20 protein-coding genes are annotated in these 22,492 nt (G+C 68.3%); 17 read left to right on the forward strand and 3 right to left on the reverse strand.

Annotated elements, in window-relative coordinates; genetic code table 11:
• Positions 1–87 precede the first annotated feature (87 nt).
• Genes ACTIFS_RS00195 through ACTIFS_RS00205 form a run of 3 tightly spaced genes read left to right on the forward strand, consistent with a single transcriptional unit; the run spans position 88 to position 3,797 of the window.
• Entirely contained in the window at positions 88–1,287 is a 1,200-nt protein-coding gene (locus ACTIFS_RS00195) for a cell surface protein (protein WP_439572011.1), read from the forward strand.
• Between the two features lie 52 nt (positions 1,288–1,339).
• A complete protein-coding gene (locus ACTIFS_RS00200; protein WP_439572012.1) occupies positions 1,340–2,275 on the forward strand; it encodes a DUF6384 family protein in 936 nt (311 codons plus the stop codon).
• Positions 2,276–2,285: 10 nt separating this feature from the next.
• The gene (locus ACTIFS_RS00205; protein ID WP_439572013.1) at positions 2,286–3,797 is read left to right on the forward strand and encodes a hypothetical protein; all 1,512 of its coding nucleotides are present in this window, start codon (positions 2,286–2,288) and stop codon (positions 3,795–3,797) included.
• Positions 3,798–3,803: 6 nt separating this feature from the next.
• On the opposite strand, the gene ACTIFS_RS00210 is transcribed toward ACTIFS_RS00205, so the two are convergent.
• Genes ACTIFS_RS00210 through argB form a run of 3 tightly spaced genes read right to left on the reverse strand, consistent with a single transcriptional unit; the run spans position 3,804 to position 6,425 of the window.
• Positions 3,804–4,481, reverse strand: a complete 678-nt coding sequence (locus ACTIFS_RS00210; protein ID WP_439572484.1) for a pyrimidine 5'-nucleotidase — start codon at positions 4,479–4,481, stop codon at positions 3,804–3,806.
• Positions 4,482–4,534: 53 nt separating this feature from the next.
• Positions 4,535–5,506, reverse strand: a complete 972-nt coding sequence (locus tag ACTIFS_RS00215; RefSeq protein WP_439572014.1) for a DUF1036 domain-containing protein — start codon at positions 5,504–5,506, stop codon at positions 4,535–4,537.
• A 22-nt stretch (positions 5,507–5,528) separates the two neighbouring features.
• The gene (gene argB, locus ACTIFS_RS00220; protein ID WP_439572015.1) at positions 5,529–6,425 is read right to left on the reverse strand and encodes an acetylglutamate kinase; all 897 of its coding nucleotides are present in this window, start codon (positions 6,423–6,425) and stop codon (positions 5,529–5,531) included.
• A 165-nt stretch (positions 6,426–6,590) separates the two neighbouring features.
• On the opposite strand from argB, the gene ACTIFS_RS00225 reads away from it, so the two are divergent.
• The 14 genes from ACTIFS_RS00225 to ACTIFS_RS00290 all read left to right on the forward strand — a co-directional run bounded on the left by ACTIFS_RS00225 (position 6,591) and on the right by ACTIFS_RS00290 (position 22,489).
• Positions 6,591–7,214: a thiamine phosphate synthase gene (locus tag ACTIFS_RS00225; RefSeq protein WP_439572485.1), complete on the forward strand. Its 624-nt coding sequence runs from the start codon at positions 6,591–6,593 to the stop codon at positions 7,212–7,214.
• 78 nt (positions 7,215–7,292) lie between these two features.
• On the forward strand, positions 7,293–8,156 hold the full coding sequence (locus ACTIFS_RS00230; protein ID WP_439572016.1) for a 3-keto-5-aminohexanoate cleavage protein: 864 nt from the start codon (positions 7,293–7,295) through the stop codon (positions 8,154–8,156).
• Positions 8,157–8,223: 67 nt separating this feature from the next.
• Complete coding sequence (locus tag ACTIFS_RS00235) at positions 8,224–9,129, forward strand: branched-chain amino acid ABC transporter permease (RefSeq protein ID WP_439572017.1); 906 nt, start codon at positions 8,224–8,226, stop codon at positions 9,127–9,129.
• Positions 9,130–9,133: 4 nt separating this feature from the next.
• On the forward strand, positions 9,134–10,210 hold the full coding sequence (locus ACTIFS_RS00240) for a branched-chain amino acid ABC transporter permease (protein ID WP_439572018.1): 1,077 nt from the start codon (positions 9,134–9,136) through the stop codon (positions 10,208–10,210).
• Positions 10,207–11,013, forward strand: coding sequence for an ABC transporter ATP-binding protein (locus ACTIFS_RS00245; protein ID WP_439572019.1), 807 nt, complete (start codon positions 10,207–10,209; stop codon positions 11,011–11,013). Before ACTIFS_RS00240 ends, ACTIFS_RS00245 begins: the two co-directional genes overlap by 4 nt.
• Positions 11,010–11,783, forward strand: coding sequence for an ABC transporter ATP-binding protein (locus ACTIFS_RS00250; protein ID WP_439572020.1), 774 nt, complete (start codon positions 11,010–11,012; stop codon positions 11,781–11,783). Before ACTIFS_RS00245 ends, ACTIFS_RS00250 begins: the two co-directional genes overlap by 4 nt.
• A 10-nt stretch (positions 11,784–11,793) precedes the next feature.
• The gene (locus tag ACTIFS_RS00255) at positions 11,794–13,653 is read left to right on the forward strand and encodes an AMP-dependent synthetase/ligase (RefSeq protein WP_439572021.1); all 1,860 of its coding nucleotides are present in this window, start codon (positions 11,794–11,796) and stop codon (positions 13,651–13,653) included.
• Positions 13,654–13,765: 112 nt separating this feature from the next.
• Positions 13,766–14,950, forward strand: a complete 1,185-nt coding sequence (locus ACTIFS_RS00260) for an ABC transporter substrate-binding protein (RefSeq protein WP_439572022.1) — start codon at positions 13,766–13,768, stop codon at positions 14,948–14,950.
• A gap of 90 nt (positions 14,951–15,040) precedes the next feature.
• Positions 15,041–16,177, forward strand: coding sequence for an acyl-CoA dehydrogenase family protein (locus ACTIFS_RS00265; protein WP_439572023.1), 1,137 nt, complete (start codon positions 15,041–15,043; stop codon positions 16,175–16,177).
• A gap of 62 nt (positions 16,178–16,239) precedes the next feature.
• Positions 16,240–16,935, forward strand: coding sequence for a tRNA (adenosine(37)-N6)-threonylcarbamoyltransferase complex dimerization subunit type 1 TsaB (tsaB, locus tag ACTIFS_RS00270; RefSeq protein ID WP_439572024.1), 696 nt, complete (start codon positions 16,240–16,242; stop codon positions 16,933–16,935).
• A complete protein-coding gene (rimI, locus tag ACTIFS_RS00275) occupies positions 16,932–17,435 on the forward strand; it encodes a ribosomal protein S18-alanine N-acetyltransferase (protein ID WP_439572025.1) in 504 nt (167 codons plus the stop codon). Before tsaB ends, rimI begins: the two co-directional genes overlap by 4 nt.
• Before the next feature lie 316 nt (positions 17,436–17,751).
• Entirely contained in the window at positions 17,752–20,175 is a 2,424-nt protein-coding gene (locus ACTIFS_RS00280) for a PAS-domain containing protein (protein WP_439572026.1), read from the forward strand.
• A complete protein-coding gene (gene tsaE / locus ACTIFS_RS00285) occupies positions 20,172–21,716 on the forward strand; it encodes a tRNA (adenosine(37)-N6)-threonylcarbamoyltransferase complex ATPase subunit type 1 TsaE (RefSeq protein WP_439572027.1) in 1,545 nt (514 codons plus the stop codon). Before ACTIFS_RS00280 ends, tsaE begins: the two co-directional genes overlap by 4 nt.
• Positions 21,713–22,489: a nucleotidyltransferase family protein gene (locus ACTIFS_RS00290; RefSeq protein ID WP_439572028.1), complete on the forward strand. Its 777-nt coding sequence runs from the start codon at positions 21,713–21,715 to the stop codon at positions 22,487–22,489. The genes tsaE and ACTIFS_RS00290 overlap by 4 nt, the downstream gene beginning before the upstream one ends.
• The last annotated feature ends 3 nt before the right edge of the window (positions 22,490–22,492 follow it).

Consider the following 22,492-nt stretch of genomic DNA (forward strand, 5'->3'; position numbering starts at 1 on the left):
AGGCATCCGACCGTCTTGCCTTTGCGGCAGGCCGTCCTCACATTGGGACGGCCGGCGGCGGGCCGGTGTCAGACGATGAGCGTAGCGATGAACTCTCCGACGCCCACCACCACCACCACCCGGACCGTCGTTCCCTCGCCCATGCAGTATCTCGACAGGGCGACCGGGGTGTTGCGTGATCTCGGCCTGATGCCTGCCAAGATCGACGAACAGCCGATCATTCCCCTGCTGCAGAAGATTTCCGACCTCGACCAGGAGCGCGTTGCGGTCATCGCACGAACGCTGAACCAGGTCGGCGTGTTCAACGAGGTGGTGCGCAACCAGATCGCCGGCATGGAGATCGGTGAGCGCTACGAGCAGATCACCAAGGGCTTCAACTCGATCCGCGACGATGCCAAGCGGATGGTGGAACAGCTCGCCGACGGCAAGATCTCCACGTTCGAGCGGCTGGAGAACATCTGGACCAAGGTCCGGCGCGGCGACATCGCCACCCGTTTCGACGGCATCCGCACCATCTACCTCGACGTGGCCCGCGCCACCAAGGACCAGATCCAGCGCGAGGTGACCATCCTCGATGCCTATCGCGACTTCCGTGGCGCGCTGAAGCAGTCGGAGGTTCTGGCGCTTGAAGTGCTCCAGAAGGCCGAGGAGAAGCTGAAGGCCAAACAGGACGAACTGAAGGCCGCGTCCGAGGCGGTGTCGGCCTATGTCGGCGACGTTCCGGCCGAACGGGCCAATCTGGAACTCGTCCGCGACACCAAGCTGCGCGAGATGCAGGACGAGGACAAGCGCTACCAGATCGCCAAGGACCTCTCCGACAACCTGACCATCGGCTACAACACGTCCGAGGTCATCATGGCCCGGCTGATGCAGACCACCAACGCCAAGGAGCGGGTCTATTCGCAGGCCATCTCGTTCTTCACCACCAATGATGCGGTTCTCACCGCGCTGAAGGCCTCGTTCACCGGCCTGCAGGGCCTGCATGAATCGACCCGCACGCTGGAGGAGATGAAGGAGGGCATGTCCAAGTCTCTGGAGACACTCTCCGAGATCGGCGACAAGGTGCAGGAAGCGGCGCTGCGCGCCGGCTATGGACCGACGATCCGTGCGGATGCCGTGAAGAAGCTGGTGGAATCGGTGGTTTCGTTCCAGGAGAAGTCCGGCGAGATCATCCACGAGATGCGCAAGCTCTCGACCCAGAACTCGAAGGAAATCCGTGACGCCGTCGAGGACGGCAAGCGGCGCCTGGCGGCACTGGCGGAGAAGGGCGCTGCGCTCGGAATGTGAGCGCAGACCCGGCCGTGCCGGCACGGCCATGGCCTGATCGGAGGGCCGCGACATGACCGAGACTGCCCTTGCCCCGGTGGCGGCCCCCGAGCGGCCGCCCGCCCAGCTCGACGACGTCATGCTGGCCATGGACGTCGTCGATACGCTGCGCCACGACCAGAAGGTCACCGAGCGCGAACTGGCGGCGGGCGAGCGCGAGGAAGACCTGATCGAGCGGCTGCGCGAGATCTACCGAAACCAGGGCATCGAGGTTCCCGACGAGATCCTGCGGCAGGGCGTGAAGGCGCTGCGCGAGGACCGCTTCGTCTACAGACCGCCGGCCGAGAGCCTGTCGGTCCGGCTGGCCCGCCTCTATGTCTCGCGGGGCCGCTGGGGCAAGTGGGCGCTCGGGGCGGTAGCCGCCCTCGGCATCGGCGCCGGCACCGTCACCTACCAGAACTATTCCGCGGGACTGGAACTGTCGCAGCGCATTCCGGCGGCGATCGCCACCGTGGTCGGCGATATCGGCCGCGAGGCGACGGTGGAGGATGCCCGCACCCGCGCCGCGGCGCTGGCAACCGACGGGCAGACGGCAGCACGCGACGGTAAGGCCGAAGCCGCGCGCCAGGCGCTGGCCGACCTAGAGCGGCTGCGCGACGAGCTGCGCGCCGAGTTCGATGTCCGGATCGTCTCGCGGCCCGGCGAATCCACGGGTGTCTGGCGGCGTCCGCGCGGCAATCCCACCGCCATGAACTTCTACCTGATCGTCGAGGCCATCGGCCGCGACGGCCGCCCGGTCTCGCGCGCCGTCATCTCCGAGGAAGACGGCCAGTCGCGGGTGGTGAGCAAGTGGGGGGTGCGCGTGCCGGAGAGCCTCTACCGCGAGGTTGAAGCGGACAAGCGGCAGGACGGCATCATCCAGAACCCGGTCCTTGGCCGCAAGGCGCGCGGGCAGCTGGAGCCGGTCTGGCGCCAGACGCTGCCCGGCGGCGCGATCACGAGCTGGTAGGGGGCGCACTGTGATTCCCGGTCATTCGGCGCTCGGCGGCATCGAGAAGGCGCTTGCCGAGCTGCGCCAACTCGAGAACGACGCCAGTCATCGCCTCGAACAGACGACCCGGCGCGAGGCCGAGGCCCAGGCCGACGAGACCGAGGCCTTCCGCGACCTTGCCGGTTTCCGGCTGAAGCAGGCCGACAGCATCGGCGGCCGGCTCGGCATGGCGGCCAACGAGGTGCGGGCCATTCTCGCCATCCGGCTGAACGACCGGAACAGCCTTGAGGCCGAGGTTCGTCAGGTGGAGGCCGAGATCCAGCGCCTTGCCGCCGAGCGCGAGGACTTCGCCGCCCGGCTGACCGAGACCGAGGAACGGCGGCGGGCCCTCGAGAACGAGGCGCAGGTCGCCCTCGTTGCCCGCGCCGACTATGCCGGCCTGAAGGCGGAAACCGACAAGGCCGTGCAGGTCGCGGAGGAGTCCGAGAAGAAGGCGAGGCTTGCCGAGGAGGAGCTGGAGGAAAAGCGCCAGCCCTACGAGGCCGACCCGCTGTTCATGTATCTGTGGTCGCGCGGCTACGCGACGTCGGAATACCAGGCCGGCAACATCGCCCGTCTGCTCGACGGCTGGGTGGCGCGACTCGTGCGGTACCAGGATTCGCGGCCGAACTTTGCCCGCCTGACCGAGATCACCAAGCGCCTGCGCGAACATGCCAACCGCTCTGCCGCGCGGGCCGTGGAACTGGTCGAACAGGCCAAGGCGATGGAAAAGGCCGCCTTCCAGTCGGCCGGCGGCGCGGCCGCCGATGCCGAGGTGGCGGCACAGGCCAAACGGCTCGACGAACTCGACAAGGCGCGCGCGCGCGCGGAGGAGCGCCACGCCCGCCTCGACGAGCGCATCGCCGCCTTCGACCGCGGCGAGGATACCCGCTTCAAGCAGGCGGCCGCGCTGCTCGCCGAAGCCCTGCGCGGGGAGGATGCGCGCCGGCTCTACCAGGAGGCACTGCGGACGCCATCGCCGGACGACGAGGCCATCGTCCAGCGCATCACCGACGCGCGCGACCGGCAGATGCGCTTCGTCGACGAGGCAAAGCGCATCCGCGGCGAACTCGCCGACATCGCCAGACGGCGCGGCGAGATCTCGCAGGTCGCCACCAGCTTCCGCAGGCGCCGCTACGATGCCGACGGCTCGACCTTCGACAACGACGTGGTCGGCCACCTGCTGCGCGGGCTGGTGACCGGCGTCATCACCGGGGCGGACTACTGGTCGCGCATGGAACAGGGCCGGCGCTGGAGCCGGCAGTCGCGGGACTATGGCGGCGGCAGCACCGATTCCTGGGGCGGCGCCAACCGGGGCGGCGGCGGCACCTGGGGTGGCGGCGGCTCCTGGGGAGGCGCCGGCTCCTGGGGCGGAGGATCCGGCGGAAGTTCCGGCGAGAGCTCGTGGGGTGGTGGCGTCTCCGACAGCGCCGGCTGGGGCGGCTCGTCGGGTGGCGGCTCGTCGGGCGGCGGCGATTTCGAGACCGGCGGGCGGTTCTGAGCGCGCCTATGGCCTGAGGGCGACAAGGAAGCCGGTCAGGTCGTCGGTGACGAAATCGACATGGTCGTCGTCGCGTCCCTCGAACTCCCAGTCCTCGCGGAACACCTCGCGGGTCCGTTCCGGCACCACGAGGACGGTCTTCATGCCCAGCCGGTGCGGCGCCTCCAGATTGCGCGCCAGATCCTCGAACATGGCGGCACCTGACGGATCGACGCCGTGGTCGGCGAGGAATTTCTCATAGGTCTCCTGGTGCGGTTTCGGCAACAGGCCGGCATCGACAATGTCGAAGACCCCATCGAAATGGTTCTCGATGCCGAGGCGCCGCGTCACGGCGGCGACATGGGAATGGGTGCCGGAGGTGAAGACAAACTTGCGGCCGGGCAGCGCCGCGATCGCCGCCCCCAGCGCCGGATTGGCCTGCAGAGGCGAATGGTCGATGTCGTGGACATAGGACAGGAAATCGTCCGGGCTCATGCCGTGCTCGATCATGAGCCCGCGCAGCGAGGTGCCGTAGCGCCGGTAATAGTCCTTCTGGACGGTGAAGGCCTCCTCCTCGGTCACCTTCAGAAGGCGGGCGACATAGGCCTTGATGCGCGCATCGATCTGCTGCCACAGCGACAGGTGCGCCGGGTAGAGCGTGTTGTCGAGATCGAAGATCCAGGCCTCGGTGCCCGCGAGCGCCATACGCGCCGCCGTCGTCGCCTTCACTTTCTTGTCCTCCATGCCGATGTCTCGCCTCACGGCAGCCTGAACCGCACCGACGCCCGCCGCCGGCCGTCGAAGGCGACACTCAGGAAGCCGGCCTGGCTGGCCCCATGGGAGGCACAGTCGTCGGCGCCGGCAATCTCGAACTCGCTCGGCCGGATGCAGCCCGGCACATCGCCTCCGAAGGTCACGGCCGTGTCCTGGACGCGCACGGGCCGGCCGTCGGCATCCACCGCCTCGCCGTAGGACAGCACGCGCGCCGGCGCCCCCTCGATGGCCGGCTTGAGGCAGGCGCCGGGATCGACCCGGAACCAGCCGCGGGTGACGATGCGGCCCGCCTCCTCGATGCCGAGCGCGGCCATGACGCGGTGGCCTGTGTCGTTGCACCAGGCAAAGCCCGGGCCCTCGCCGGCGCGCAGGGCGGCGAGCAGGCGGTCGAAAATGTCCGGCTGGCCGGCCGCCTCGGGATCGATCCGCGCGTCGGTGGCGAAAGCCCGGAACGCCGCCTCGGTCCGCGGGCCGTCGAGGCCGTCGACGGGACCGGGATCATAGCCCATTTCGGCCAGAAGCCGCTGGATTCCGGCCCGCCGGGCCTGCGGCAGGTCGTAGTCGGCGTCCTCCGAGAGGAAGGCAATGGCGACGTCCTCGACGACGGTTGGCCGGATCTCGGCGAAGGGTGCCAGCCGGTCGGACGCCTGCCGGCAGGCCTGTGCGCCGGAGAGCAGGAAATCGGCCTCGCTGACGCACAGCGCGGCATTTTCCGGCAGGCCCGCCGAAACGGGCCGGCTGCGGTCATGCGGACGGGTGTGGACGAACAGCCTTCCCGGTGCATCGGCCGTCTGCAGGATCGGCCGGCACTGGCCGGGATCGAGCCGGTACCAGCCGCGGGTCGCCGCCGCCTCGCCGGCAACCACGCCGACGGCGGCCTCGACGATCACGCTGGTGCGGTTGCACAGGCGCGTCTCGGCAGCAGCCGGCATGGCCCAGGCGAGGGCCAGGACCATGCCCGTCAGGCCAAGGCCGCGCCTAGGCGTGGATGAGCGTTCCGGCGCCGCCATCGGTGAGAAGCTCCACGAGCACGGCATGGGGGGTCTTGCCGTCGAGGATCACGACGCCCTCGACGCCGCGCTCGATGGCATAGATGCAGGTCTCGATCTTCGGGATCATGCCGCCGGTCGCCGTGCCGTCGGCGATCAGGCGGCGGCAGTCCTCGACCGAGAGCGACTTGATCAGGTTCTTGTTCTTGTCCAGCACGCCCGGAACATCGGTCAGCAGCAGCAGCCGCTTGGCCTTCAGCGCACCGGCAATGGCGCCGGCGAAGGTGTCGGCATTGACGTTGTAGGTGTCGCCCTCGACCGAGGTCGCGACGGGGGCCAGTACCGGCACCAGGTCCTTGCCGAGCACGGTGTCGAGCACCTTGGTGTCGACCGTGTCGGGCTCGCCGACATAGCCGAGGTCCACCGCCTTCTCGATGTTGGAATCGGGATCGCGGGTTGTGCGGGTCACCTTGGCGGCCTTGACCATGTCGCCGTCCTTGCCGCACAGGCCGATGGCCTTGCCGCCGGCGGCGTTGATGAAGCCGACGATCTGCTTGTTGATCGAGCCGGCGAGGATCATCTCGACGATCTCCACCGTCTGCTTGTCGGTGACGCGCAGGCCGTCGACGAACTCGCTCTTGATGCCGAGCTTGGCCAGCATCTGGCCGATCTGCGGCCCGCCGCCATGGACCACCACCGGATTGATGCCGGACTGCTCGAGCATGACGATGTCGCGGGCGAAGGAGCGGGCGCCGCCCTCGTCGCCCATGGCGTGGCCGCCATATTTCACCACGACGATCTCGTCGTCGTATTTCTGCATGTAGGGCAGCGCCTCGTTGAGGACGCGGCCGATGTCCTGGGCATCGAGAGGATCATGGTTGGGCATGGGCGGCTCCGGCTGCCGCGGTGTCCAGCGCGGCGGTCGCGGGGGTCTTAGCCGATTTGCCCGGCGCGGTGAAGGAAGCCGGATGGCTTGACTTCCATGCAGGCCGGGTCAGTGTCGAACGCCCCCCGGCCAACCGGAAGGCATTCTGGCATGACATATACCGGCATCGCTTACCCCGCCCGCTTCTATCCGATCGTCGACAGCCTCTCCGCGCTCATCATGATGACGCGCCTCGGCGTCGGCACCGTCCAACTGCGCGTCAAGGACATTGCCCATGTCCAGGCCGTGGCGCTGGTGAAGGAGGCGATGGAGACCGTGGCGGACAGCCAGACCGCCCTCGTCGTCAACGACCACTGGCGGGCGGCCATCGAGGGTGGCGCCGCCCATGTCCATCTTGGCCAGGAGGACCTTGCAGAGGCGGATGTCGCGGCCATCCGGGCGGCCGGACTGACGCTCGGGATCTCGACCCATGACGAGGCCGAGCTCGAAACGGCGCTGGCCCATGCACCCGACTATGTCGCGCTCGGGCCGATCTATCCGACCTCGGTCAAGACCATGCGCTTTGCGCCCCACGGGGCGGCGCGGCTGACCGAGTGGAAGCGGCGCATCGGGACCATCCCGCTGGTCGCCATCGGCGGCATCACGCTGGAGCGGGCGCCGGAGGTCTATGCGGCCGGCGCGGATTCGATCGCGGTGGTCACCGACGTTGCCGGCCATGCCGATCCCGAGACGCGGGTGCGCGAATGGCTGGCCCATGAGCCGGCCGGCGATCCGGAAAGCAGCGGCTAGACGCAAGACCCGCCGGGGCCGGACTGGGACCATGCGGCTGCGTTCGATGCCGAGCGAGCCCGGGAGCGGCCAGCCGCCATGTCCGACAAGGCCATCATCACCTGCGCCCTCAACGGCGTGCTGACCGACCCGCGGCAGCACGCGGTGCCGGTGACGCCGGCCGAAATGGCGGCGGAGGCGAGGCGCGCCTATGAGGCCGGCGCCGCCATGGTGCACATCCACCTGCGCCAGCAGGGCGAGGGCCAGGGACACCTTCCGTCCTGGGATGTCGAACTGTCGCGCGCGGTGCAGGCGGCCATCCGGGAGGCCTGTCCGGGCATTATCATCAACCACACATCCGGCATCCGCGGCCCGAACTATCAGGGCGCGCTCGACTGCATCCGGCAGACCCGACCGGAAGTCGCCGCCTGCAATGCCGGTTCGCTGAACTATCTCAAGGTCAAGGCCGACGGCAGCTGGGCCTGGCCGCCGCACCTCTTCGACAACACGGTCGAGAAGGTGAAGGACTATCTCGACGCCATGAAGGATGCGGGGAGCCTGCCGGAATTCGAGTGCTTCGACACCGGCATCGTGCGCAGCGTCGGCATGTACCAGCGCGCCGGGATGGTGGCCGGGCGGCCGCAGTACAATTTCGTCATGGGGGTGGAATCCGGCATGCCGGCCGACCCCGACCTGCTGCCGATCCTGCTCCGGCTCAAGGTCCCGGAGGCCAACTGGCAGGTCACCGCCATCGGCCGCGCAAGCATCTGGTCACTGCACCGGCGCTGTGCTGAACTCGGCGGACACATGCGGACGGGACTTGAGGACACGTTCTATCTGGCCAGCGGCGAGAAGGTGACCTCCAACGGACAGCTCATCGAGGCGATGGCCGCCCTGGTCCGCGAGACCGGCCGGCCGATTGCAAGCCCCGCCGAGGCGCGGGCCATCCTCGGCCTCGCCTGAGGCCAAAGCCGGCAGGCCGGCGCGCAGTGCATGACGAGCCGGAAAACCGGCCGACGACAAGACGTGCATGGGAAACGCCGACGAGGGAGTGAGGCTGTTGCAGTTCATCCAGCTCGTGATCAGCGGGCTTGCGCAGGGGTGTATCTACGGCCTGATCGCGCTGGGCTTCGTGCTCATCTACAAGGCCACCGAGACCGTGAACTTCGCCCAGGGCGAGCTCCTGATGATCGGAGCCTTCGCCGGGCTGTTCGCCTCGACCCTGCTCGGGCTTCCCTACTGGCTCGCCCTTCTGTCGGCCATGGCGGCGACCGCCATTGTCGGCTTCGGCCTCGAGCGCGTGGTGCTCAGGCCGATCCTCGGGCAGTCGGCGGTATCGATCGTCATGGTCACCATCGGTATCGGCTACATGTCGCGCGGCCTCGTGACCATGCTGCCGGTGGTGGGGACCGACACGCACACCCTGCCGGTGCCGTTCCGCGGCGAGGTCTTCCATGTCGGCGGCGTGGTGATCTCGGCCGAGCATATCGTCATCATCGCGACCACCATCGTGCTCTGCGCCCTGCTGGCAGCCATGTTCCGCTACACCAAGATGGGCATTGCCATGCAGGCCGTGAGCCAGAACCAGCTGGCGGCCTATTACATGGGCATCCCGGTGAAGCGCCTCTCCAGCCTCGTCTGGGCGATCGCGGCGGCGGTGGCGGCCATTGCCGGCATCCTGCTGGCGCCGCTCACCTTCATCCACGCGAATATGGGCTTCATCGGCATCAAGGCCTTTCCGGCCGCGGTCATCGGCGGCTTCACCTCGCTGCCGGGCGCCATTGTCGGCGGGCTGATCATCGGCGTGGTGGAGCAACTGGCCGGCTTCTACCTGATGGAGGGCTTCAAGGATGCGGCACCCTTCATCGTCGTGCTGGCCATGCTGATCCTCAAGCCGAACGGCCTGTTCGGCGAGACCATGCGCAAGAAGGTGTGACGCCATGCGGTTCATCTTCAAGACGCGCTACGAGCAGGACATCAACCTGATCCAGCATGGCGGCCAGGTGTTCTGGTACGGGGTGCTGGGGCTGGTGCTGCTGGTCGCGCCGGCCTTCGTCTCGCCCTATGTGCTGACCCAGCTCAGCCAGATCTGCATCTATGCCATCGTCGGCTTCGGCCTGATGCTGCTCGCCGGCTTCACCGGCCAGCTCTCGCTCGGACATGCCGCCTTCGTGGCGGTCGGCGCCTATACGCAGGGCGTGCTGGTGACCGCCGGCGTGCCGTTCTTTGTCGGGATCGTGGCATCCGGCCTGTTCGCGGCGGTGGTCGGCGTCATCGTCGGCCTGCCGGCGCTGAGGGTGAAGGGCCTCTATCTCGGCATCGCAACCCTCGCCTTCGGCGCGATCATCGAGGAGATCATCGCCCGCGCGGAGGCTGTCACCGGCGGCAATGCCGGCATGATGGTGCCGCCCGTCCAGCTATTCGGCCTGCGCTTCGCCGATGGCCCACTGTTCTACTATCTGTGCCTCGCCTTCGCGATCTGCGCCTGCCTCGTGCTCGTCAACCTGCTGCGCTCCCCGACGGGACGGGCCTTCGTCGCCATCCGGGATTCGGAGATCTCCGCGCAGTCGATGGGCGTGAACCTTGCCGTCTACAAGACGATGTCCTTTGCCATCTCGGCGGCCTTCGCGGGCGTTGCCGGGGCGCTCTATGCCCACAACATCCGCTTCCTGTCGCCCGACCAGTTCACCGTCGTCCAGTCCATCGAGATGATCATGATGGTGGTGATCGGCGGGCTCGGCTCGATCCACGGCGCGGTCTATGGCGCGATCTTCCTGATCGCCCTGCCACAGGCGATCAACGCCATCAAGCCGTTCCTGCCGCTGTTCCTGTCGGAGGCGACCGGCCTGCAGCCGACGATCTTCGGTGCGGTGCTGATCCTTGTCGTGCTGTTCGAGCCGCTCGGCATCTACGGCGCCTGGCTGAAGACCCGGGCCTATTTCGACCTCTTCCCCTTCTACCGGCAGGGCATGTTCCGCCGGCAGAAGGCGTTCCAGAAATCGGACCGCCTGAAATGAGCGCCCCCTTCTTCGAAGCCGAGACCATTTCGGTCCAGTTCGGCGGCCTGAAGGCCGTCGACGGGATCAGCTTCACCGTCGACAAGGGCGAGGTCTTCACGATCATCGGGCCGAACGGCGCCGGCAAGACCACGGTGTTCAACATCATCAGCCGGATCTACGACGCGACCGCCGGCACGGTGCGGTTCGAGGGGCAGGACATCACCCGCGTTCCCGCCCATCGCATCGCCAGCCTCGGCATTGCCCGCACCTTCCAGAACATCGAGCTGTTCGAGCATGCGACGGTTCTGCAGAACCTGCTGATCGGCGCCCATGTCCACCGCACCACCAACCCGCTGTTCGAGGCGCTGTTCCTGCCCTCGGTGAAGCGCGCGGAGGTGAAGCTGCGCGAGCAGGTGGAGGAGGTGATCGACCTGCTCGAGCTTGCGGTCCACCGCGATTCCATGGTGGCGGGCCTGCCCTATGGGGCACGCAAGGTGGTCGAACTCGGCCGGGCGCTGTGCACCCGGCCCAAGATCCTGCTGCTGGATGAACCCTCCTCCGGCCTCAATGTCGAGGAAACCGAGGACATGGCCTTCTGGATCGAGGACATCACCAAGGACCTCGGCATCACGGTCATCATGGTCGAGCACGACATGACGCTGGTCTCGCGCGTTTCCGACCGGGTGATGGCCATGAACCAGGGCCGGATGCTGGCCATGGGCACGCCGGCCGAGGTGCAGCGCCATCCGGCGGTGGTGGAGGCCTATATCGGCGCGCCGCTGGAAGCCCCCGCATCCGAGGGCGAGAGGGCGGCGTCATGAGCGAGGCCATCCTGACCCTGCAGAATGTCGAGGCCGCCTATGGGGCGGTGAAGGCCATCCGGGGCGTGTCGCTGTCCGTGCCGAAGGGCTCGATCGTCACGGTGCTGGGCGCCAATGGTGCAGGCAAGACCACCATCCTCAAGACCATCTCAGGCATTCTCGACCCGCAGAAGGGCTCCATCAGCTTCAAGGGCGAGCCCATCGAGCGGAAGGACCCGGCGGACATCGTGCGGCGGGGCCTCAGCCATGCGCCGGAGGGGCGCGAGGTGTTTCCGCTCCTGTCGGTCCGGCACAACCTGATGATGGGCGCCTTCACCCGCTCGGACAGGGACGAGGTGGCGCGCGACATGGAGCTGGTCGAGGGCTATTTCCCGATCCTGAAGGACCGGGCCGACCAGGAGGCCGGCCTGCTCTCGGGCGGACAGCAGCAGATGCTCTCCATCGCCCGCGCGCTGATGGCGCGGCCCGACCTGCTGCTGCTGGACGAGCCATCGCTCGGCCTGTCGCCGAAGCTGACGCAAGAGATTTTCGCCATCGTGAAGCGGGTCAACCGCGAGCGCGGGGTGACGATCCTGCTGGTCGAGCAGAATGCGGCCCTTGCGCTGGCGACCGCCGACTATGGCTACATCCTCGAGATCGGCCGGATCGTGATGGAGGACCGGGCCAGCGTCCTTGCCGAGAAGGACGACGTGAAGGAGTTCTATCTCGGCCAGAAGGATGCCGGCGTGCGCGGCCAGCGGCGCTGGAAGAAGAAGAAGATGTGGCGGTAGGGAGGCGGCGATGTTCGACATCTGGCCGAAGCAGGATATCCGCCTCCCGGTGATGCCGGAGGGCAATACGGTCGCGGAGGTGTTCGACGCCGCCGTGCGGATGCGCACCAGCCGCATCGCCGTCCGGCAGAAGGAGCTCGGCCTCTGGCGCGAGACCACCTGGACCGAGATGGGCGAGATCGTGCGCGAGATCTCCATGGGGCTGGCCGCCCTCGGCCTGCAGCCCGGCGAGGTGGTCTCGATCCTCTCCAACACGCGCCGCGAATGGACCTATGCCGACTACGGCATCATCTGCGCCGGCGGCGTCTCGAACGGCATCTATCCGACCGATGCTCCCGGCCAGTGCGAATATCTCCTGACCGACTCGGCCTCCCGCTTCGTCGTGGTCGAGGACGAGGAGCAGCTCGACAAGATCCTGGAGGTGCGCGAGCGCACGCCGCTGCTGTCGAAGATCATCGTCATCGAGACCGAGGGCCTCACCCGGTTCGCCGATCCGCAGGTGATGACCCTCGACGACCTGCGCAGGCTGGGCCGCGAGACGCATGCGGCCGATCCGGCCGAATGGGACCGGCGGCGCGCCGCGCGCGGCCCGGAAGACCTGGCCATCCTCGTCTACACCTCCGGCACGACGGGCAAGCCGAAGGGTGCGATGATCACCCACAGCAACATCCTCTCGGCCATCCGCATCATCGTCAACGAGTCGATCCGCCAGAACGAGGACGACCAGCGCATGGCCTTCCTGCCGCTCTGCCATGTGGCGGAGCGGGTCGGCGGGCAGTTCCTCGCCCTGTTTTCCGGAGCGACGCTCAATTTCGTCGAGAACCCCGAGACCGTGCCGGACAATGTCCGGGAGATCGCGCCGACCATCTTCTTCGCCGTGCCGCGCATCTGGGAGAAGTTCTATTCGGCGGTGATGATCCGGCTGAAGGAGGCGACCCCGCTGCAGCGGGCGCTCTACGGCTGGGCGATCGATCAGGGCCGGCAGGCAGCAGACCTGCTGATCGACGGCAAGCCGATCCCGACGAGCCTGAAGCTGAAGGTCTGGCTCGGCCGGGCGCTCGCGCTCAACAACGTGCGCAAGGCGATCGGCATCCATCGCTGCCGGTTCCTGGTGACCGGCGCCGCGCCGATCTCGCCCGACCTGATCCGCTGGTATTTCGCCCTGGGCGTGCCGATGCTGGAGGTCTGGGGCATGACCGAGACGACCGGGGCAGGCTCCGTCGTGCCCATCGACCACATCAAGCCCGGCACCATCGGCCGGCCGACCGGCGCCATCGAGATGGTGATCGGCGAGAACGGCGAGATCCTCGCCCGCGGCCCCACCATCATCAAGGGCTACCTCAACCAGCCGGAGAAGACCGCGGAGACCATCCGCGACGGCTGGCTGCACACCGGCGATGTCGGCTCGGTGGACAATGAGGGCTTCTTCCGGATCACCGACCGGATGAAGGACATCATCATCACGGCGGGCGGCAAGAACATCACGCCGTCCGAGATCGAGAACGAACTGAAGTTCTCACCCTACATCACCGATGCCGTGGTCATCGGCGACAAGCTGCCCTACCTCACCTGCCTGATCATGATCGATCAGGAAAATGTCGAGAAATTCGCGCAGGATCACGACATTCCCTTCTCCAACTATGCAAGCCTGTGCCGGGCCAAGGAGGTGATCGACCTGATCGCGGCCGAGATCGACCGCGTGAACAAGAAGTTTGCCCGCGTGGAGCAGATCAAGGCCTTCCGGCTCATCGACCAGCAGTTGACGGCCGAGGACGAGGAACTGACGCCGACCATGAAGCTGAAGCGCAACCTCGTGCACAAGAAATATGCCGAGCTGATCACCGGCATGTACCGCAGTTCCGCTGCGTGACCCCGCTGGTGGCAAGTCGCGGATTGGACTAGCATTCTCATTCCGTCGACGCCCGTCGACCACCGAAAAGAAGCCGCGGACCAACTGCGGATCAACCGGATGGAGGAACACCATGAATCTCAGACTGACACTGGGTCTGGCACTGGCGACAGGACTTGTCGCAGGCCCGGCCCTCGCCCAGACGCAGGGCGTCTCGGACAACCAGATCGTCATCGGCTCGATCCAGGACCTGTCGGGCCCGGTCGCGGCCTATGGCAAGCAGACCCGCAACGGCCTGCAGATGTATTTCGACGAGCTCAATGCCCGTGGCGGCATCCACGGACGCCAGGTGCGCCTGATCGTCGAGGACAATGCCTATGACCCGCGCAAGGCCCTGCTCGGCGCCCAGAAGCTGGTCAATTCCGATCGCATCTTCGCGATGATCGGCCATATCGGCACGGCCCAGAACATGGCCGCCATGCCGATCCAGTTCGAGCGCAACGTGCCGAACTTCATGCCGGTGACGGCCGCGCGCGACATGTACATGCCGCCGACGCCGCTGAAGATGGCCTTTGCCGCCTCCTATTTCGATCAGGTCCGGACCATGCTGCCGGAGATCATCAAGGAGAAGAACGCCCAGCGCGTCTGCACCGTCTACCAGGACGACGAGTTTGGCCTGGAGGTCATGCGCGGCGGCGAGGCGGCCCTCGGCACGCTCAACCGCTCCTATGTCGAGCGCACCACCTACAAGCGCGGCGCCACCGAGTTCTCCTCGCAGGTCGCCCGCATGAAGGCGGCCAATTGCGACCTCATCCTGATGGGGACGATCATCCGCGAGACGGTCGGCGTGCTGGCCGAGGCCCGCAAGATCGGCCTGCAGGCGACCTTCGTGGGAACGAGCGCGGCCTATACGCACCTCATTCCCGCCCTCGGCGGCCCGGTGGCCAACGGCTTCTACGCCATGATGACCACGGCCCATCCCTATCCGGACGATCCGAGCGCGCAGATCCGCGAATGGGCCGCGCGCTACAAGGCGAAGTTCGGGGAGGACCCGACGGTGTTCTCCGCCTATGGCTGGCAGATCGCCGATGCCTTCACCCAGGCCGCGCAGAAGGCCGGGCGCACGCTGACGGTGGAGAGCTTCATCCAGGCGGTGGAGACCAATCCGCCGCTCGGCGGGCTGTTCGAGGCGCAGCCCTGCAACATCACGCCGCAGATGCGCCTGTGCAACAATTCCTCGCGGCTGTCGCAGATCCAGAACGGCCGCTGGGTGGTCACCCGCGGCTGGGTGCATGGCACCGTCGCCACGACACACTGACGTGACATGACGGCGAGCGCCGCCGGTCCCCGACCGGCGGCGTTCCCTTTTTGCGCAGCAAGTCCGCAGCATGACGTCAGGAGCAGGGACGTGGCCCATCCCTTCTACACGGCCGAGCACGAGGCCTTCCGCGAGCAGATCCGCCGCTTCGTCGCCCGCGAGATCGAGCCCTATGCGACCGAATGGGACGAGGCGGAGGAATTTCCCCGCGAGCTCTATCGCAAGGCGGCCGCCATCGGGCTGATCGGTCTCGGCTTCCCGGAGGAATATGGCGGCATACCGGGCGACCGCTTCATGTGGATCATCGCCACGCAGGAGCTTGCCCGCCACGGCGCGGGCGGCATCAATGCCAGCCTCAAGAGCCATGCCATCGGCGCGCCGCCCATCGTCGCGGCGGGCTCGGACGAACTGAAGGCGCGGGTCCTGCCCGGCATTCTGGCCGGCGAGAAGATCTCCGCACTGGCCATCACCGAGCCGGGCGGCGGCTCGGATGTCGCCAGTCTGAGGACCACGGCCCGGCGCGACGGCGACCATTATGTCGTCAAGGGCGAGAAGACCTTCATCACCTCCGGCATGCGCGCGGACTATTACACGGTGGCCGTGCGGACCGGCGGAGAGGGAGCCGGCGGGGTGAGCCTGCTGCTGATCGAGCGCGAGCGCGAGGGCTTTGCCCGCACGCCGCTCAAGAAGATGGGCTGGTGGGCGTCCGACACCGCAACGCTGCATTTCGACAATGTGCGCGTGCCGGTGGCCAATCTGATCGGACCGGAAGGCCATGGCTTCCGGATCATCATGCGCAACTTCAACCACGAGCGGCTGACCATGGCGGCCGGCTGCATCGCGGCGGCGCGCGTGTGCCTCGACGAGGCGACCGCCTATGCCAAGGAGCGCGTCACCTTCGGCAAGCCGCTGACCCAGCATCAGGTCATCCGCCACAAGCTGGTCGACATGGCGCAGAAGGTGGCGGTCAGCCAGGCCTGGCTGGAAATGCTCGCCTGGCGGCTGGAGCAGGGCGAGAACCCGGTCGCCGAGATCTGCATGCTGAAGAACCAGTCGACCCAGACGCTGGCCTTCTGCGCCTCGGAGGGCGTGCAGATCTTCGGCGGGGCCGGCTTCATGCGCGGCGCCAAGGTGGAACGCATCTACCGCGAGGTGAAGGTCAATGCCATCGGCGGCGGCACCGAGGAGATCATGAAGGACCTGGCCAGCCGCCAGCTCGGCTTCTGAGACCGGGCCTGCCATCCAAGGTCGCGCTTCCCGCGCGGCGCGCGGGCGTGTAGCACCAAGGCATGCTCGTGCTCGCCCTCGACACGGCCCTTGCGGCTGCAAGCGTCGCTGTCCTCGATACCGACCGTGACCTGATCCTCGCCGAGGCCAGCGAGCCGATGGAGCGCGGCCATGCCGAGCGCCTGCTGCCGCTGGTCGCGGAGGTCTGCGGCCGCGCGGGCGTCGCACCCTCGGCCTGCCGGCGTTTCGTCGCGGCGACGGGTCCCGGCAGCTTTACCGGCATCCGGGTGGCGGTTTCGGCCGCCCGCGGCCTGGCGCTGGCGACGGGGGGCGAGGCGGTCGGCATCCCGACGCTGGTCGCCCTGGCGACGCCCCACCTGCGGACCCCCGAGGCGGCCGCCGTGCTGGCCGCCATCGATGCGCGCCACGGCCATGTCTATGCGAGCCTGACGGATGCGGACGGCGCGGAACGCATGGCGCCGCGCTACCTGCCGGCCGGCGAGGCCGCGAGGCACGCCGTTGCCGCCGGTCCGTGCCGGCTGGTCGGCTCCGGTGCCGATGCCGTGTTCGGCGCCTGGCCGGAGGCGGTCTCGGCCCCGGTGGTGGTCGACGCGGCACCGTGGCTGTCGATCGCCGTTCTGGCGCGTCTCGGCGCGGCAGCCGATCCGGCCACTTCGCCCTGCCGGCCGCTCTACCTGAAGGCGGTGGATGCCAAGCCCTCCGCCTACCGCCCCATCGGCGCGGGACCGCTCCCATGATCCCCCTGCAAGCGCTCTGGCCATGGTGGTGGACCGCCACCGACCCTGTGGTCGAACCCGCCCGCCTTGCCGACGCGGAGGAGATGGCTGCCATCCACGCCCGCTCGTTCCACCGCGGCTGGGAGGCCACCGACATCGCGGCGATGATCGCCGAACGCGCGGTGATCGCCCATGCCATCCGCCGCAGGCAGGGGGCGGACGCCGCCGGCTTCGTGCTGAGCCGCGTGGCGGCGGACGAGGCGGAGATCCTCACCATCGCCATCGCGCCGACGCTGCGCGGACGCGGCTTCGCGGCGCGGCTGCTTTCGGCCCATGTCCCCGATCTGGTGAGGGCGGGCGTGAAAAGCCTGTTCCTGGAGGTGGAGGCGGGCAACATGCCCGCGGTCAGGCTCTACGAGCGCCAGGACTTCCAGCCCGTCGGCCGGCGCAAGGGCTATTACCGCACGGATTCCGGTACGGCCGATGCGATCATCATGCGGCGCGATCTGCCCGCGATCTGACAACGCCAGCACCCCTTCCCCGCGACCCTGCCCGCGACCCTGCCCGCGACTTCCGATGCCGGCGCAATTTGCCGGACCGTTCCCGTTTTAGACTCTTATTTCGGGAGTCCGCCCAAGGGTAGAGTGGCAGTGATTCGCTGCGTCAGGGGCGGCGCGGCGCTCCCGCTCCGGCGGCGTGGTGCAACCCTCGGATGGTAAGGGACGGGCGATGCCGGACCTCGGGCAGGTCGACGATGCATCAGGTTGCAGCTTGCGGAGGCTCAGGCGGTTCAAGACGCGATCCCTGATCCCGACCGTCGGTAGCCTCGCGCTTCTGATGTCCTCGACCGCCCTGGCGGGTGCTGCCGAGGCCGGCGCCGAGCCGGTCAGCCTGATGGCAGCCATCCGCCCGCATGAATGGGCGATCCTCGGTCTCAATGTCGGCGTCGTCGTCTTCGCCGTGGTGACCTCGATCAGCCTGCTGCGCACCCGCACGCGCACCCTGCGGGCCGAAAAGAAGGCCCGCGACGAGATCAACGGCCTGAAGCTCGCCCTCGACCGCGCCAACGAGTTGCTCACCCTCGACGACCATGTCGTCGTCGTCTGGGGCGGCGAGCGGGACGAGCCGGAGATCACCGGCGATGCCACGCTGATCACCGACCTGCCCGCGCCGAGGCGCGTGCTGGCCTTCGGATCCTGGCTGCCGCCGGTCCCGGCGACGCAGCTGGAGGAAGCCGTCAGCCGGCTGCGCGGCGAGGGAACGCCGTTCCGCTTCGACCTGGTGGCCGCGGACGGACGGCCGATCGAGGCCGAGGGACGGCCGATCGGCGGGCGGGCGGTGCTGCGGCTGCGGGTCGTGACGGGCGTGAGGGAGGAACTCGGCCGGCTGCGCGAGACCCACGCGGCGGTGCTGCGCGACACGGACACCTTCCGCTCGTTCCTGACCTCGCTGCCGATGCCGGTCTGGACCCGCGACCGCGAGGGCCGCCTGACCTGGGCGAACGATGCCTACGCGGCCGCCACCGACAGGTCCGGCGGTGCGGAGGCGGTGGCCGCAGGCTGCGAACTCATCGAACCGGCCGACCGGAGCGAGGCCGCCCGCCGCCGTCAGGCGCGCGAACCCTTCGTGCGGCGCACGGCGGCCATCGCGGCCGGGCATCGCCGGGTGTTCGACGTGATCGAACGGCCGGCCGGCACAGGCTTTGCCGGCATGGCCGTGGACGTGACCGAACTGGACAATGCCCGTTCGGAACTGGCCGTGGAGATGGAGACGCACAAGCGCACGCTCGACCAGCTCCAGACCGCCGTCGCGATCTTCGATGCCAATCGCCGGCTGGTCTTCAACAACGAGGCCTATCGCCAGCTCTGGGACCTCGACCCGGCCTTCCTGCACCAGTCGCCGACCGACGGCGACATTCTCGACCGCCTGCGCGAGCGCGACCAGTTGCCGGCCCAGTCGAACTACCGCGAATGGAAGAAGACCTTCCACACGGTCTACGAGGCCCTGGACACCGAGCCGCGGATTCACGAATGGCCGCTGTCGGGCAAGCGCTTCCTGCGCGTCATCCAGAACCCCGATCCGGCCGGCGGGGTGACCTATGTCTTCGAGGACCTGACCCAGCGGCTGGCGCTGGAAACCCAGGTGAAGGCGCTCGACCGCGTGCAGCGCGAGACGATCGACCACCTGGAGGAAGCCGTCGCCGTGTTCGGGCCGGACGGCCGGCTGTCGCTGTTCAACCGCGCCTTCGGCACGCTCTGGGAGATCGCGCCGGCGCTGCTGGAAAGCCGGCCGCGCATCGACCAGATCGCGGACCTGTGCCTGCCCTATGTGCGCGATGGCAGCGTCTGGTCGGACATCCGCTCGGCGGTGACGGCGCTGGCCTACGAGCGGCGCCAGCACAATTTCCGGATGGAGCGCACCGACGGCTCGGTGCTGGACACGGCCGCGGCGCCGCTGCCGGGCGGGGCGACACTGGTCACGTTCAGGAACGTCACCGACATGGTGATGGTCGAGCGCGCGCTGACCGAGCGCAACGAGGCGCTGGAAGCTGCCGCGCGCATGCGCAACGACTTCGTCCACCACGTCTCCTACCAGCTCAGGACGCCGCTCACGACCATCATCGGCTTCTCGCAGGTGCTCGACGATCCGTCGGTCGGCCCGCTCAACGACCGGCAGCGCGAATATCTCGGCTATATCGCGGCGTCGTCGGCATCGCTCCTGTCGATCATCAACGACGTGCTGGACCTTGCCACCATCGATGCCGGGGTGATGGAGCTCGAACTGTCGGACGTGGACATCAAGGCAACGATCCTGGCGGTGGCCGAGGCGATCGGCGATCGGCTGGCCGAACACCGGATCCGGCTGGAAACCCGGATCGTGCCCGAGATCGGCTCGTTCCGGGCCGACGCCCAGCGCGTGCGCCAGATGCTGTTCAACCTCCTGACCAATGCCATCGGCTTTTCCGAGCCCGGCGGCCTCATCGTTCTGGATGCCACGCGGACCGAGGAAGACATCGTGTTCAGGATCCGCGACCAGGGCGCGGGAATTGCGCCCGAGATGGTCGGCCGCATTTTTGACAGGTTCGAAACGCGAACGACCGGAAGCCGCCATCGCGGCGCCGGATTGGGGCTGTCCATCGTCCAGTCCTTCGTCAACCTTCACAAGGGACGGATCCATGTCGATTCCTCGCCAGGCAAGGGCACGCAGGTGACCGTCGCCCTGCCCGCCAACCTCGACGACCTCTCCAAGGCGGCGGAATGAACGGCGCGCCCCGTCCTTCGGCCGAAGCCGAGCCCGCCGAGCCGTTCCGCCATTCCATCCTGCTCGCCAACGAGCAGGCGACGCGCGACCTGGCCATGGACCTTGCCGTGGGCGTGGCGGCCAACGACATCGTCACGCTGGCCGGCGACCTCGGCGCGGGAAAGTCCACGCTCGCCCGCGCGCTGATCCGGGCCATTGCCGAGGATGACAAGCTGGAGGTGCCGAGCCCGACCTTCGCGCTGATCCAGCCCTATCCGCTCGGGCGCATTCCCGTCGTCCATGCCGATCTCTACCGGATCAGTTCACCCGACGAACTCGCCGAACTCGGCTGGGACGAGGCGGCCGAGAACGCCCTGCTGCTGGTCGAATGGCCGGACCGGCTCGGCGGTGCCCTGTCGGGCGACCGGCTGGAGATCGAGCTGTCGCTGGTCCCGGCCCGGGGGCCTGCCGCCCGCGAGGCGGTTCTGACCGGCCATGGCGCGTGGTCTGCACGGCTTGCCCGCCTGGTTGCGCTGAGGCGCTTTCTCGACAATGCCGGCTGGGGCGGCTCGATCCGCCGCCACCTGCAGGGGGATGCGTCGACGCGCAGCTACGAGCGGCTGCTCGACGGGCAGCGGCGCGCCGTGCTGATGAACGCGCCGCGCAAGCCGGACGGGCCCGTGGTGCGCAACGGCCTGCCCTACAGCCGCATCGCCCATCTCGCCGAGGACATGGTGCCCTTCGTCGCCATGGCGGAGGCCCTGCGCGATATCGGGCTGTCGTCACCCGAGATCGAGGCCATCGACCTCGACCAGGGGTTCCTGATCATCGAGGATCTCGGCCCGGAGGGGGTCGTTGCCGACGGCGCGCCGATCGCCGAACGCTACGCAGCCGCCATCGACGTCCTGGCGCTGATCCACTCACGGCCGCGGCCGGCGACGCTTGCCACCCCGAAAGGCCCCTATGCACTGCCGGTCTATGACCGCGAGGCGCTGTCCATCGAGGTCGAACTGCTGATCGACTGGTACATGCCGCGCAAGGGGCCGCGACTGCCGGCGAGCGAACGGCACGTCTTTCTCCAGCACTGGACGGCCCTGTTCGCGGAAGTCGAGGCGGCGGGGCAGACCTGGGTGCTGCGCGACTTCCATTCGCCGAACCTGATCTGGCTGGCCGGGCGGGAGGGCGTGGAGCGCGTCGGCCTGATCGACTTCCAGGATGCCGTCATGGGGCCGGCCGCCTATGACGTCGTCTCGCTCCTGCAGGATGCCCGCGTCAGCGTGCCGGAAGACCTGGAACTGCAGCTCCTGTCCCGCTACGCCACCGCGCGCCGGGCGGCCGACCCGGCCTTCGACACCGCCGCCTTCGCCCGGCTCTACGCCATCATGGGCGCGCAGCGGGCCACCAAGATCCTCGGCATCTTCGCGCGCCTCGACCAGCGCGACGGCAAGCCGCAATATCTCGCCCATCTGCCGCGCATCCATGGCTATCTGCGGCGCTGCCTGTCCCACCCCGCGCTCGCCCAGGTCCGCCGCTGGGTGGACGATCGCGTGCCGCCGCCATGACGGAGGCCGGCGCGGCAGGGGGCCATGCGGCCGGCATCCATGCTGCCATGGTGCTGGCGGCAGGGCTTGGCACGCGGATGCGGCCGATCACCGACCGCATTCCGAAGCCGCTGGTGACGCTTGCCGGCAAGACCCTGCTCGACCATGTGCTGGATCCGCTCGCGGAGGCGGGCCTCACCCGCGCGGTGGTCAACGTCCACCACCTCGCCGACCAGATCGAGGCGGCGGTCGCCGGCCGCACGGCACCTCAGATCATCATCTCGGACGAGCGCGGCGCGCTGCTCGATTCCGGCGGCGGCGTCGCGCAGGCGCTCCCCCATCTCGGCCAGACCTTCATGATCCGCAACGCGGATTCGCTCTGGATCGACCGGGGCCGCTCCAACCTGCTCCGGCTCATGGACGGTTTCGATCCGGCGCGCATGGATACGCTGCTGCTGCTGGCCGCCCTGCCGGAAGCGAGCACCATGGCCGGCAATGACAGTGTCGGCTTCGACGGGCCGGGCGACTTCTTCATGGACCGGGACGGCCGGCTCACCCGGCGCGGGGCGGCCGCGGCAGCGCCCTATGCCTATGCCGGGGCGGCGATCATGCGAGCAGCCGATTTCGACGGCCGGCAAGCCGGCGAGGTCTTCTCGCTGAACCGGCTGTGGAATGCCTCCCTCGACACGGGCCGGCTGTTCGGCCTGGTGCTGGAGGGCCTGTGGCTGCATGTCGGCACGCCCGGGGCGATCGCGCAGGCCGAGGCGGCCATGGCCGACTGGAACCGCGCCTGAGGG

The sequence above is a fragment of the Phreatobacter sp. genome, assembly GCF_051860605.1.
Lineage (GTDB): Bacteria > Pseudomonadota > Alphaproteobacteria > Rhizobiales > Phreatobacteraceae > Phreatobacter.